Origin of the sequence: Novosphingobium sp., from assembly GCF_036803765.1 — a bacterium.
In the GTDB taxonomy this organism is placed as follows: Bacteria; Pseudomonadota; Alphaproteobacteria; order Sphingomonadales; family Sphingomonadaceae; genus Novosphingobium.
Genome location: NZ_DAIRTS010000014.1, coordinates 1 through 13270 on the forward strand (window position 1 = coordinate 1; position 13270 = coordinate 13270).

Consider the following 13270-nt stretch of genomic DNA (forward strand, 5'->3'; position numbering starts at 1 on the left):
CATCAGTGCACAGCGCGATCCTCATGCAGCAGCCGCCCCCACCGAGGCGGCTGCTGCATGAGGATCGCGCTGTGCACTGATGCCTGGCACCCGCAGGTCAACGGCGTCGTTCGCACCCTGGCCACCACGGTCGAGCACCTAACCGCGCGCGGACACGAGGTTGAACTGATCACGCCGCAACAGTTCCTGACCTGGGGACTGCCGGGCTATAGCGAGATCCGCCTCGCCCTTGCCCCGCGCTTCGGCACCCGGCGCACGCTGCACAATTTCGCGCCCGACATCGTCCACATCGCCACCGAAGGGCCGATCGGCTGGTCGGCGCGCGGATGGTGCCGCCGTTACGGCGTGCCCTTTACCAGCGCGTTCCACACCCGTTTCCCCGAATACGCCGCGATGCGCACCGGCCTCAGTCCCGAGACGTTCTGGCCGGTCATGCGCCGCTTCCATGCCGCAAGCCGCGCGGTGCTGGTGTCAACGCCGACCATGGTGCGCGAACTGGCCTCGCAGGGCATCACGCAAACGCGGCTGTGGTCACGCGGGATCGATGCCGCGCTGTTCCACGCCGGCCATTCGCCGCTGCCCGAACTTGCACAGCTGCCCGGACCGGTTCTGCTCTACGTCGGCCGCGTCGCGGTCGAGAAGAACCTCGATGCGTTTCTCGAGGCCGACGTGCGCGGAACCAAGGTGGTGGTCGGCGACGGCCCGGATCTCGTGGCGCTCAAGGCCCGATACCCGCAGGCGGTGTTCACCGGCGCACTATCGGGCGAACGACTGGCACAGGCCTATTGCGCCGCCGATTGCTTCGTCTTTCCCAGCCGCACCGACACCTTCGGACTGGTGATGATCGAGGCCATGGCCTGCGGCTTGCCGGTCGCGGCCTATCCTGTCCCGGGCCCGCTCGATGTGGTTGGCCGCAGCGGTCGCGGCGCGGGAGCAGACCTGGCGCAGCCGGTCGGCGTGCTCGACGACGACCTGGCCGCCGCGATCAAGGGGGCCTTGGCTTGCTCGCCCCGCGCTGCCGCCGCCTATGGCGCGAGCTATTCCTGGGAAGCGGCGACCGATCAGTTCTTGTCCGCGCTGACCGACGCGGCCACCGGCATGGCGATCCTCGCCGCCTGACCGGGTACGAAAGGGCAGGCCCGGCCGCCTGCCATGTTGCACGGCAACCAAATGAGCTTCGGCGGGTTAGGGCTGAAATCCTCGCGCCGGAGCTTCCTTCATGCCGCAACGCACCCTGATCCAGTTCTTCCATTGGTACACGCCCGAGGGCACGCTTTGGGCCGATGCCGCCAAGGAAGCGGTCGCGCTCGCGGGCATGGGCGTAACCGATGTCTGGCTGCCGCCGGCGTACAAGGGCGCGAGCGGTGCGGGCTCGGTCGGCTACGACACTTATGACCTCTTCGACCTCGGCGAATTCGACCAGAAGGGCACCATCGCCACCAAGTACGGCGACCGCGCCGGTCTCGAGCGCGCCTGTGCCGCGCTTCGCGAGGCGGGCCTGCGGGTCATTCACGATGTGGTCTTCAACCACAAGATGGGGGCCGACGACACCGAACGCGTGGCGGTTCACCGCGTCAATCCCGACGATCGCACCCAGATCGAGGACGAGACCTTCGACGCCAACGTCCACACCCGCTTCACCTTCCCCGGCCGCGGCGGCAAGCATTCGAAGTTCGAGTGGGATCACAAGTGCTTCAGCGGGGTCGATCGGCTCGAGGACCCGCAGGAAGACGGCGTATTCCGCATCGTCAACGATTATGGCGAAGGCGAGTGGAACGAGGAAGTCGACGAAGAACTCGGCAACTTCGACTTCCTGATGGGCGCCGACGTCGAATTCCGCAATCGCGCGGTTTACGAGGAACTCAAGTTCTGGGGGCGCTGGCTCGCCGAACAGGTGCCCGTCGACGGGTTCCGCCTCGATGCCGCCAAGCACATCCCCGCGTGGTTCTTCCGCGACTGGGTCGGCCACATGCGCGAAAGCCTGGCCGATGACCTGTTCGTCGTCGCCGAATACTGGCACCCGGACATGGACTCGCTGCTGACCTACCTCGACCGCGTCGACCAGCAACTCGCGCTGTTCGACGTCGCGCTGGTCCACCGCTTCCACGAAGCCGGGCTTGCCCATGGCGACTTCGACTTGCGCACGATCTTCGACGGCAGCCTGGTCGCCCGGGCGCCCGAGCACGCCGTCACCGTCGTCTCGAACCACGACACCCAGCCGCTGCAGGCGCTCGAGGCGCCGGTCGAGGACTGGTTCAAGCCGCTGGCCTATGCACTGGCCCTGTTGCGCGAGGGCGGCACGCCCTGCGTGTTCCACGCCGATCTCTACGGGGCGTCCTACAAGGATACCGGCGGCGATGGCGGGGAGTATCAGGTCGACCTGGCGCCTGTTCCCAGTCTTCCCAAACTTACCCAGGCGCGCCAGCGCTTCGCCCATGGCGCACAGACCGACCTGTTCGATGGCCCGCAATGCATCGGCTTCATCCGGCATGGCACGGCTGAAGCGCCAGGCTGCGTGGTGGTGCTGTCGAACGCCGGTGACGCCGGTGTCCGCGCCGAACTTGGCCCCGATCACGCTGGCGCCACGTTCGTCGATTGGCTTGGCCATCACGATGCGGTGGTGACGGCCGACGAGAACGGCGGCTTCGATGCGCCGGTGCACGGCGAGAGCGTTTCGGTCTGGGTTCGCCAGGACGTCGCGCAATAACAATTCCGCTGAACGGGGGCTGCAAATGCCCCCACCCAACGAAAAAGGCGCGAGCGTGCTCGATGTACGCTGCGCCTTTTTGTTCGGGTGCGTTACGCGGCCGAGATGTCGTCGCCCTTGGCGTTCATCAGCTTGAACGCGCGCTTGTACCAGTCGCTACCGGGATAGTTGTTGCCCAGCACGGCGGCGGCCTTCTGCGCCTCGTCGCGCACACCGAGCGCCAGGTAGCACTCGACGAGACGGAACAGCGCCTCGGGCGTGTGGCTGGTGGTCTGGTACTTCTCGATCACCACGCGGAAGCGCAGCGTGCCCGCCAACCACTTGCCGCTGCGCTCGTAGAAGCGGCCGACTTCCATTTCCTTGCCGGCAAGGTGGTCGTTGACCAGGTCCAGCTTGAGGCGTGCGTCGGTCGCGTAATCGGTGTTGGGATAGCGGCGCGTCACTTCGGTGAGTGCGGTCAGCGCCTGCTGGGTGATCTTCTGGTCGCGTGTCACGTCGCTGATCTGCTCGTAATAGCACAGCGCGACGAGATAGTAGGCGTAAGGCGCATCCTTGTTGCCGGGATGGATCGAAAGGAAGCGCTGCGCGGTCTGCACCGACTTGGCATAATCGCGCGCCACGTAGTAGCTGAACGCGCCCATCAGCTGCGCACGGCGGGCCCAGGGCGAATAGGGGTGCTGACGCTCCACTTCGTCGAACAATGCGGCGGCCTGCTTGGCATCGCCACGGTCGAGCCGATCCTTGGCGGTCATGTACAGCGTGTCGACGTCACGCGCGACGTAGGCCACGTCCTTCTTCGCCTTGTTGCCACCGGCACAGCCGGCAGTCAGGCCCAGGGCAGCGGTTGCGGCGGCAAGAACGGCGATGCGCAGCGGGCTGCGGGCAAATGCGGGAAGCGTCATGCGCCGTCCTATAACCAGCGCTCCGGCGAACGCCAAGTGAAGGTTGCGGGCCACCGGAAAACTTGCAGCGTGTTACGAACGGCGCGCAAGTATCGCCCCCAATGTGCCGTCAACTCAGGCGGCGGCCTCTTCCTCGAACGGCGGCACCAGGGCGATAGGATCGGCCAGCGTGACACGGTCGAGCAGGTCGGCCATTTCATCGCGCAGCCGGATCATCAGCCCACGCAGCCGGCAATCGGCCTCGGGCAGGCAATTGGGGCAATGCTCGTGCGCATTGCGCGAGGCACAGGGAACGAGCGCCAGGCTGCCCCGGGTCAGCCGGATGATGTCGCCATAGCGGATGTCGACCGGCGGTAGCGCCAGCTCGTATCCGCCATCACGGCCGCGCAGCGAGATCACCACGCCCTCGCGCGCCATCTCCGACAGGATCACCGTCAGGAACTTGCGCGGAATGTTCTGCGCCTCGGCAATGGCGTCGAGCCGCACCGGCCCCTGACCGAAAGTGTCTGCCAGATGCTGGAGCGCCCGGATCGTATATCGCGTCTTTTGCGAAAGCATTCTGTTACAAAAGCGCCCTCGCCGCGATTGTCAACGCCATTGGTGGAATTGTCCCGGTTGCAGCCTTTCGCTCAGCGCTGTGTGGAGATCACGACCGGACCGACCAGGCCAGACGGGCGCAACGGTGCATCGGCGCGATAGGTCGGAATGGCGGTCCAGGTCACCTTCTGCGCGCCGGGCTGCGCATCGCCGATCAGGCGGTTGACCCAGCTGTTCGCGACGCGCACCGCAATCGCGTTGTCGCCGCGCCGTGCCACCGCCCCGATGTCGAAACGATAGGGCGCATGCCATTGCGTGCCGAGATCGTGTCCGTTGACGGTGACTTGCGCCAGATCGTTGACCTCGCCGAGATCGAGCCACAGCGCCTGGCCGCGCTTCCATCCCTTGGGCAGGCGGAAGGTGCGGGTGTAAGTGGCGATGCCCGAGAAATAGCGCACGCCGGGCTCGGCCTGCTGGTCAAGCCGCGCCAGCGCAGGAAGACTGATCGACGCAGGCGCACCGCGCCCCGCCTCGAAGGCAACCTTCCAGGGACCCGCGACGCTTTCCAACGTCACCATCGCACGCTGCGGCAACTGCAGCGCGCTGGCGGTCGCCGGCTTGCGGAACATCACGATCGCGCTGGTTTCCGCCGCCAGCTGAAGCGGCACGATCGTCTCGACGCCGACGGTACGGTAGCTCAAGGGCTCGATCCGGCCGCTGTCGGCATGGAACAGTTCCGGCACCTTGCCGGTCACGCGGAAGTGGGCGTCGAACGTCTCGGCGCGATTGCGACGATTGACCACGTACCACGTCTCGCCTTGCGCGAACGTGCGGTGGATGAAGGGCAGGTCCGCGTCGGCTGCCGCGCCCGTGACGCGGAAATCCGGGGTGACGCCGAGACGGGCCAGCCCCGCATCGGCATCCGTCATCGCGATCACGCGCCCTTGCCCGACCAGGGCATCACCGCTCCCCGGCCACAGCCGCGTGACGAGCGAACGCCATTCGGCCATGCGCTCGGGCGTCGCATCGGCCTGCGCCGGCGAGGCCTGCGGCGCCAGCCCGATGACAGCCGCCCCGCCCTCGACCAGCGCCGCGAGCCGGCGCAGCGTCGGCAGGGTCATCATCCGTGACGAGCCGCCGAGGTAGATCGCGCGATAGCGCGCGCCGCCCTGGCTGACGAGTTCGTTGCCCTGGTTGACCAGCACGCCGCCGATCACATCGGCATTCACGTAGTCGAAGGCATGGAGCTTGGGCGCATCGGCCACCGGCGTCTTGCCGAACAGCCCGGTCAGCGGGCCTTCCTCGCCATAGAAATAGGCCAGATCGGCGACGTTGCGGCCCTGTTGGAGCACGAGCGCGGTCCGCGCCATGTAGTCCACCCAGGGCCGCGCCAGTTCCGCCCAGCTTTCATGCCGGTTGAAGAATTGGCCGAAGATCATCAGCGACAGGCCGGGGACCTTGTCGTCGGTCGGCTGGTGCACCGAGGTGTGGATCACCGGGCGGTTCACGCCGCTGACGAATTCCAAATCGATGAAGCGCCGCAGGTCGCGCGGCGTGTACGCCCACGGCGCCAAAGCCGAGGTCATCGATTCGGCGGCCACAAGGTTCTGACCGTAGACATGCGCGACCGACGCCGCGCCCTTCATATCTGCAAGATAACTCGGATTGGGTCCGGCCTTGCGACTGAAGGTCCACAGCGCTGCCATCGGAACGTCGGCACGCATGCGCATCTGCATGTCGTCGCCCAGCATCGGGCGGTTGTCTTCCAAAGCCTCGCCGTAGACCTTCAGGCCGTTCTCGTGCGCAACCTGCGCCACCATCCCGTAATGCTCGGACGCCAGCAGATCGGCGAGCGTCCGGCGCCAGTCGTAGAGGAAGCGATCAGCCTCGGTACGCGTGCCGATGAGCACGCCCGCCAGCGTCGGCAGCCATGGTGTCGGGTCATAGCCGCGCAGCCGCTTGAACTGCGCGATCATCTTCGGCGTCCAGTTGGCTGCGCCGACTTCGATCGAATCGGTGAGCAGTGCGGTCACGCCGTGCCGGCCGATCATTTCGGGCCCGGTCGCATCGCGATACATCCCCAGGTAATGATCCAGATAGCGACGCACCGCCGCGCCATCGAACTTGTCGACCTCAAGGCCTGTCGCCTCGGGTGCCGCCGGATGGTTGGTCGTGCCGAGCAGGCTCGCGCCGAACCGCAGGATGCGCCAGGCGGGTCCCGCCGGGGGCGTCCAGTCCAGAGTTCCGTCGGGGCGCAGCTTGCCGGTCAGGTCGATGACCTGCGCCGCAGAAGGCCCTGTGGCAGCAGCATCGGGCGTGCCAAGCGCGTAATAGTCCCGGGCCACTGCGAAACCAGCCTTGGCTTCGGCCTGATCAACGCGGGGCTCGGCATGCAGCGCGAAGTGCCGCAAGTCCCATGGCGCGCTTGCTCCCGCGGCCATCATTTTCATGAAACCGACATCGCTATCGGCCCCCGGCGCTGGATCGCCAAGATTAGAACCCGAAAACGGCAGCGGCTGAAGCACGATGCGGAATACGCGCGCGGTCACGGCCGGGAAGCTGACCGTCGTCGGCGCGCCGGTGACCGCGAAGTCTGCCACCTTGCTCCAGGTGCTACCGTCGGCGCTCGCCTCCAGCCGCGGCGCGACCACGGGTCCGCCGAACATGGCCTTGGCGCCGTGGATGTAAAGCGTGGCCGCGCGCACCGTCTGCGGTGCGTCGAAGCGTGCAACGACCATCGACGGCTGTTCTGCTGTCCCGTGCTGCAGCATCTGGCTGTTGCGATAGCTGTCGGCCGTCAAGGCAGCGGCATCGAGCGGCTTGCCATCGGGGCCGAAGATCCGGGGGAGCGGCAACGCCGCAGTGCCGGAAGGCACCGGAACCGCAAGCACCGCGATGTCGGCAGCCCAGCTTGGCGTGGTATGGGCATGAGCCGAGGCAAGGGCGGCCAGAGGATCAAACAGTTCGAGATCCTGGTAGGCGCCGGCGACCACCGGCGGCTTTGCGACCGCCGCCACGAGCGGCTGACCGCCCGGCACGACCATTTCCGTCCACACCACTTTCTTGAGCCCATCGGCGGGCGGCACCCAGGGACCGCCAGTCTCCGACCAGCCCGGCGACGACGCGATGGCCAGTTCCAGGCCCTTGGCATCGGCCGTCTGCGCCGCGAACCGGAACGCCTGCTTCCATTCGGACGACATGAAGGTCAGCCGCTTGGCGACGATTTGCGGCGCCTCGAGCCCGGCGTCGAAGGTTTGCAGCCCGCCAATGCCGACGCGCTGCATCCAGTCCATGTCCTTGGCGATGCCGTCCTCGGTGACGTTGCCATTCATCCAGTGCCACCAGACGCGCGGACGGGCACTGGCTGGCGGGTCTCGGAACTGCTGATCGAGCGATGCGGGCTCGGACGGCCTGGCAGTCGCAGACGGAGCCTCGGCGGGCACCAGTCCTTGCGCCACGGCAAACATCGGCGTCGCGGTCGCGGCAAGCAAAAGCCCGGCACGCAAGGCCCATCGATTCGAACGAGTGGTCGGTGGTGTCATGGCTGGGCTCCCGGGCGTTTTTGAATGTCAGGCCGAACCGCACTGGACATAGCGCGTGATCGTCGTTGCGCGTTTTTGCGCAATTTCGCGCGAAAATGAAAGCCCAAAAATCAAAAACCCGGCCATGCTGGGCACGGCCGGGTTCAGGAAGACGTTGGTGTCGATAGGCTATTTGGTCGCCTGCTCGAGATAGGCGATCACATCGGCGCGATCCTTGGGATCGTGCAGACCGGCAAAGGCCATCTTGTTGCCCTTGACGTAGGTCGACGGGCTTTCAAGGTACGCATCGAGCGAACGCGCGTCCCACGTCACGCCCTTGGCCTTCATCGCCTCGGAATAGGCATAGCCCGGAACGCTGCCGGCACGGCGTCCGATCACACCCTTGAGCGAAGGGCCGATCCGGGTGGCTCCGGTGCTGAGGTCGTGGCAGGCCAGGCACCGAGCCGCAACCGTGCGGCCATGCGCCGGATCGCCCTCGGCCGCGAGTGCGGGGGCTGCAGCGAGGCCCAATCCGGCAAGACCGGCGGCAAGCGCGATGGCGCGCCGATAGAACATGGAATCAGTCATCGAGGTCTCCCCGGGGCGGCAGTGGCCTTGCCCCATAGCATGCATCATGCGGCAAGGCGCCTGTCATGGCGCTGAATGGCACCGATAGCGCCCGTTCACGCGTCCTTGGCGGGGGCGGACAGGTAGACCTTCATGAGAATGCGGAACAGCTCGCTCTTCTCGCGCGCGGTCAGGCACGCGGTCAGTTCATCTTCGTGCGAGACGATCGCCCGCCGCGCTTCGGCCAGCGTGATCGCGCCGCGCTCGGTGATCCACAAGCCGCCGGCGCGGCGATCGAGCTTGGACGGCTCGTTCACGAGGTAGTCGTTGCGCATCAGCTGACGCACGAACTGGTGCACGGTCGGCCGCTCGATCTTGAAGAAGCGCGATAGGTCGGTCTGCTTGACGCCCGGATTGGCATTGACCAGCCACAGGATCGCCACCTGCTTGGGCGTGACGCTGAGCGGCTCGAGCTGGCGTTCCAGCCGCGAGACGAACAGCGTGTTGGTCGTGCCGATGTGCAGGCCAAGGACCGAATCCAGTCCATCCAACGCCAGTTCGGGCGTCACCGATTGACGGGTCAGGACATCCGCAGTCAATTTGAGGCCTTTCGCATGCGAGGCGCGGCACGGCCGCGTTACCGATTGGAGACCATTAGGCACACGAACGGATTTTTCGCAAACATTTTGCGGCGCAGCAGGCGCCCGTTCCCGCGAAGTCAAGCCTCGACCGGCGCCGTCGTCATGCCCAGCCCGGGAATACCGATGGACCGGCGCCCGCCGTAATCGGTGCGCACGACGATGAGGCCGCTCTTCTCGAGATGGTCCAGCAGCCGCCGGATACGCCCTGGCGAGCGCGTGCCATAGATTTCGGCAAGCCGCTCATCGTCGGGGCAAGGCGCACCCTCCACTGCAGCCACGGCCAAGACCAGGAATGGCGCCAGCACGTCGTCGGCAACGCCTGCCGCCAGCTTGAGCGCAGGCTGCCAGCGCGGCTCGCGATCATCGGGGATGCCGGCAACCGCCATCGCGAACCGGCGGCGGAATTCGGCCAGATCGATCCCCACCTGCCCCAGCCGCTGCATCCGGCAGCGCACCGTGAAATCCTGGAACAGCTGGGCGGCGGGCTGGAACGTGCAGTCGGGCTCTGCCGCCATGTCGGCCAGGATCGTCGCGATATCCGCCGCGGTCTCCTCGGCGGCGAAGAGGCTGGGCTCGACCGGCGGTTCGACCTGCTCGGCGGCGGGCACGCTGCTCTCGATCTGGTCGAGCAGTTCGCCGCTGTCGGGCGCGAGCGCCTCCGGCTCCGGCGGGGTCGGCAGGGGATCGAACATCAGCGACTCGGACAGCAGCAGCGCTTCCATCTCCGAGCCGGCGGCATTGGGCAGCGGCATCAGCCCATGGACGACATTGCGCGCGCGCGTCTCGACGTCGGCGATCTTCACGCCCACCGGCCGCCGACAGATGGCGGGGCCGAGCGCGAGGAAATGCCCACGCTCGAGATCGCGGATCTGTTCGGCCTGGCGCCGTTCCATGCCCAGCAAGTCGGCGGCGCGCGCCATGTCGATGTCGAGGAAGGTGCGGCCCATCAGGAAGTTCGACGCCTCGGCCGCGACGTTCTTGGCCAGCTTGGCGAGGCGCTGGGTGGCGATGATCCCGGCAAGCCCGCGCTTGCGCCCGCGACACATGAGGTTGGTCATCGCCGAGAGCGACAGGCGGCGCACATCGTCGGCGACATCGCCGGCGGCGGCAGGCGCGAACATCTGCGCCTCGTCGACCACCACCAGCGCGGGATACCACTGGTCGCGCGGGGCATCGAACAGCGTGTTCATGAACATCGCCGCGCAGCGCATCTGCGCCTCGAGTTCGAGCCCGTCGAGCGCGAGGATGACCGAGGCACGGTGCTGGCGAATACGCGCCGCCAGCTTGACGATCTCGGCGCCGTCATAGGCCGAGCCATCGACCACGACGTGCCCGAACGGCTCCGCCAGGCTTACGAAATCGCCTTCGGGGTCGATCACCACCTGCTGCACCAGGCTGGCGCTCTGCTCGAGGATGCGGCGCAGCAGGTGCGACTTGCCCGAACCGCTGTTGCCCTGCACCAGCAGGCGCGTGGCCAGCAGCTCCTCCACGTCGATGCGGACCGGAGTGGCCGACCGGTCGTCGGCGCCAATGACGATCGTTGCGCTCACGCCTGCGCTCTTAGCAAGGCTTGCCAGAGGGACAAGGGTTGGCGGGGAAAAGGTGTTGAAGGGTGCCAAGCAACACCCCCTCCCCCGGCCCCTCCCGTGAACGGGAGGGCAGAACTCCCCCTCCCGCATGCGGGAGGGGGTCGGGGGGAGGGATTGCTACGCCGCCATCAATGCCGGATCAGGTAATCGAATGCCGCCAGCGAGGCCTTCGAACCCTCGCCCATGGCGATGACGATCTGCTTGAACGGCACCGTGGTGCAGTCGCCGGCCGCGAACACGCCGGGCACGTTGGTGGCGTTATGCGTGTCGACCTCGATCTCGCCGCGATTGGTGAGCGCGAGGCTGCCGTTGAGCCATTCGGTGTTGGGCACCAGGCCGATCTGCACGAAGATGCCTTCCAGCTCGATGGTGTGCAGTTCGCCGCTCTCGCGGTTCTTGTACACCAGGCCGTTGACCTTGCTGCCATCGCCCAGCACTTCGGTGGTGAGCGCCGAGGTGATGATCGTGACGTTGGGCAGGCTGCGCAGCTTGGTCTGCAGCACCGCGTCGGCGCGCAGCTGGTTGTCGAACTCGATCAGCGTGACGTGCGAGACGAGACCAGCGAGGTCGATCGCCGCCTCGACGCCCGAGTTGCCACCGCCGATCACCGCTGTGCGCTTGCCCTTGAACAGCGGGCCGTCGCAGTGCGGGCAATAGGCCACGCCCTTGTTCTTGTACTCGTCCTCGCCGGGCACGCCCATCTGGCGCCAGCGCGCGCCGGTCGACAGGATGACGGTCTTGGCCTTGAGGCTCGCGCCGTTGGCCAGTTCGACATGGTGCAACCCGTCGCCGTTGGCGCGCTTGAGCGCCACCGCCTGCTGGGCGTTCATGACGTCGACCTCATAGTCCTTCACGTGCTGCTCGAGCTGTGCGACCAGCTTGGGGCCTTCGGTGTGCGGCACCGAAATGAAGTTCTCGATCCCCATGGTGTCGAGCACCTGCCCGCCGAAGCGGTCGGCGACGACGCCGGTGCGGATACCCTTGCGGGCGGCATAGATCGCGGCCGCAGCGCCCGCGGGGCCGCCGCCGACGACGAGCACGTCGAACGCATCCTTGGCCGCGATCTTCTCGGCGGCGCGCGCCACCGATCCGGTGTCGAGCTTGGCGACGATCTGCGCCAGATCCATGCGGCCCTGGCCGAACTGCTCGCCGTTCAGATAGACGGTCGGCACGGCCATGACCTTGCGGCGCTCGACCTCGTCCTGGAACAGCCCGCCCTCGATCGCGACGTGCGTCACGTTGGGGTTCAGCGCGGCCATGATGTTGAGTGCCTGCACCACGTCGGGGCAGTTCTGGCAGGTCAGCGAGAAGAACGTCTCGAAGTGCAGCGGCCCCTCGAGAGCGCGCACGGTGTCGAGCAGTTCGGCTTCCTCCTTGGGCGGGTGGCCGCCGACGTGCAGCAGCGCGAGGATCAGCGAGGTAAATTCGTGGCCAAGCGGCAGGCCTGCGAACACCGCTTCGGCGCGGCCTTCGTCGGCCCGGATGGCAAAGCTCGGGCGGCGCGCGTCGGTGCCGTCGAGGCGATAGGACACCTTGTCGCTGACCGCGGCGATTTCCTCGACCAGGCTGCGCGTATCGGCAGACTTGGCGCCGTCATCGAGGCTCGCGACCAGTTCGATCGGGCGACGCAGGTTGCCGAGCAGGCTCTTGAGCTGGGCGGTGGTAGGGGCATCGAGAATAGGCATGGGACGTTTCTCTCAGGCAGGAGGGTGCGTGCCGCGTGGGGCCGTGGACGGCCTCACGCCTGGGATGGGCGGGATCGGCAGAAATATGGGGCGGAAGCGGCGCGTCGGAAAGGGCGGCCCATCGGGCAGGCCGGCGCGGCATCGGATCATCCGCCGGGAAAACTTTGACCCGGAGATAACTCACCGGGTCCGGGGCGCCCGCAAGGAGCGCCCCGGGTATCACGGCAACAGGATCAGATCTTGCCGACGAGGTCGATCGAGGGAGCCAGCGTCTCGGCGCCTTCTTCCCACTTGGCCGGGCAGACCTGGCCGGGGTTCTCGCGCCAGTACTTGGCAGCCTTGATCTTGCGGACGAGTTCGGCAGCGTTGCGGCCCACGCCCTCGGGGGTGATTTCGACCAGCTGGATCACGCCGTCCGGATCGACCACGAAGGTGCCGCGGTCGGCCAGGCCAACGCCTTCGCGCAGGATGCCAAAGTTGTTCGAGATCGTGTGGTTCTGGTCACCCAGCATGTAGTAGTTGATCTTGCCGATGGCGGGCGACGAATCGTGCCATGCCTTGTGGCTGAAGTGGGTGTCGGTCGAAACCGAGTACACTTCGACGCCAAGGCCCTTCAGCTCTTCATAGCTGTCGGCAAGGTCTTCGAGTTCGGTCGGGCACACGAAGGTGAAGTCGGCCGGGTAGAAGAAGAACACGCCCCACTTGCCGAGGACGTCAGCGTCGCTGACATCGACGAACTTGCCCTGGAGGTAGGCAGTGGCCTGGAACGGCTTGAGCTTGGTTCCGACGATCGACATGGGTTCGACTTCCTTTTGGTTGGTCGTTAGCGTGATGGATCGCTGAGCGCCGGGTGATCGCTAAGCGACGAGAGTCTTTGCACAAGGCGTGCATCCAGACACCACATTGCGGGCCGTGAAGGCCGATGCAGCGTCCGTGATGGGGAAGTACGCACCCGCAGCACGGATTGCCAATGAGCAATTCCTTCCAGATTGATTGAAAGAACCGATCACACGAACAGCCGTGCCTCGCTCCACTGCGGATGGCATTCGGGGCGGCGGCGGGAACACAAGCGGGCGTCGGGGATTGCGACGGCAAAACCAATCTGGATCATGAACCGCGGC

10 protein-coding genes are annotated in these 13270 nt (G+C 66.5%); 2 read left to right on the forward strand and 8 right to left on the reverse strand.

Annotation, left to right across the window (positions count from 1 at the left end):
* Window positions 1-57 precede the first annotated feature (57 nt).
* On the forward strand, window positions 58-1119 hold the full coding sequence (locus V7Q48_RS10765; RefSeq protein WP_333838071.1) for a glycosyltransferase family 4 protein: 1062 nt from the start codon (window positions 58-60) through the stop codon (window positions 1117-1119).
* Window positions 1120-1219: 100 nt separating this feature from the next.
* Window positions 1220-2707 carry an alpha-amylase gene (gene amyA / locus V7Q48_RS10770; protein ID WP_333838073.1) on the forward strand — a complete coding sequence of 496 codons (1488 nt, stop codon included), beginning with the start codon at window positions 1220-1222 and terminating at the stop codon, window positions 2705-2707.
* Between the two features lie 92 nt (window positions 2708-2799).
* On the opposite strand, the gene V7Q48_RS10775 is transcribed toward amyA, so the two are convergent.
* The 8 genes from V7Q48_RS10775 to ahpC all read right to left on the reverse strand — a co-directional run bounded on the left by V7Q48_RS10775 (window position 2800) and on the right by ahpC (window position 12946).
* Window positions 2800-3609 carry an outer membrane protein assembly factor BamD gene (locus tag V7Q48_RS10775; protein WP_333838075.1) on the reverse strand — a complete coding sequence of 270 codons (810 nt, stop codon included), beginning with the start codon at window positions 3607-3609 and terminating at the stop codon, window positions 2800-2802.
* A 114-nt stretch (window positions 3610-3723) separates the two neighbouring features.
* A complete protein-coding gene (locus V7Q48_RS10780) occupies window positions 3724-4167 on the reverse strand; it encodes an RrF2 family transcriptional regulator (RefSeq protein ID WP_333838077.1) in 444 nt (147 codons plus the stop codon).
* A 71-nt stretch (window positions 4168-4238) separates the two neighbouring features.
* Window positions 4239-7652, reverse strand: coding sequence for a glycosyl hydrolase (locus tag V7Q48_RS10785; RefSeq protein WP_333838079.1), 3414 nt, complete (start codon window positions 7650-7652; stop codon window positions 4239-4241).
* A gap of 204 nt (window positions 7653-7856) precedes the next feature.
* Entirely contained in the window at window positions 7857-8255 is a 399-nt protein-coding gene (locus V7Q48_RS10790; protein WP_333838081.1) for a c-type cytochrome, read from the reverse strand.
* Window positions 8256-8350: 95 nt separating this feature from the next.
* Window positions 8351-8833 (reverse strand): MarR family winged helix-turn-helix transcriptional regulator, encoded by a 483-nt coding sequence (locus tag V7Q48_RS10795; RefSeq protein ID WP_333838083.1) that lies wholly within the window; start codon window positions 8831-8833, stop codon window positions 8351-8353.
* Between the two features lie 119 nt (window positions 8834-8952).
* Window positions 8953-10425 (reverse strand): ATP-binding protein, encoded by a 1473-nt coding sequence (locus V7Q48_RS10800; protein ID WP_333838085.1) that lies wholly within the window; start codon window positions 10423-10425, stop codon window positions 8953-8955.
* Window positions 10426-10592: 167 nt separating this feature from the next.
* Entirely contained in the window at window positions 10593-12149 is a 1557-nt protein-coding gene (gene ahpF, locus V7Q48_RS10805) for an alkyl hydroperoxide reductase subunit F (RefSeq protein WP_333838086.1), read from the reverse strand.
* A gap of 233 nt (window positions 12150-12382) precedes the next feature.
* Window positions 12383-12946, reverse strand: a complete 564-nt coding sequence (ahpC, locus tag V7Q48_RS10810) for an alkyl hydroperoxide reductase subunit C (RefSeq protein WP_191323012.1) — start codon at window positions 12944-12946, stop codon at window positions 12383-12385.
* Window positions 12947-13270: the final 324 nt, after the last annotated feature.

Excerpts from the sequence above, each read along its gene's own strand:
- V7Q48_RS10765 (WP_333838071.1), top strand. The coding sequence starts at position 58 with ATGAGGATCGCGCTGTGCACTGATGCCTGGCACCCGCAGGTCAACGGC.
- amyA (WP_333838073.1), top strand. The coding sequence starts at position 1,220 with ATGCCGCAACGCACCCTGATCCAGTTCTTCCATTGGTACACGCCCGAG.
- V7Q48_RS10775 (WP_333838075.1), bottom strand. The coding sequence starts at position 3,609 with ATGACGCTTCCCGCATTTGCCCGCAGCCCGCTGCGCATCGCCGTTCTT.
- V7Q48_RS10780 (WP_333838077.1), bottom strand. The coding sequence starts at position 4,167 with ATGCTTTCGCAAAAGACGCGATATACGATCCGGGCGCTCCAGCATCTG.
- V7Q48_RS10790 (WP_333838081.1), bottom strand. The coding sequence starts at position 8,255 with ATGACTGATTCCATGTTCTATCGGCGCGCCATCGCGCTTGCCGCCGGT.
- ahpF (WP_333838086.1), bottom strand. The coding sequence starts at position 12,149 with ATGCCTATTCTCGATGCCCCTACCACCGCCCAGCTCAAGAGCCTGCTC.
- ahpC (WP_191323012.1), bottom strand. The coding sequence starts at position 12,946 with ATGTCGATCGTCGGAACCAAGCTCAAGCCGTTCCAGGCCACTGCCTAC.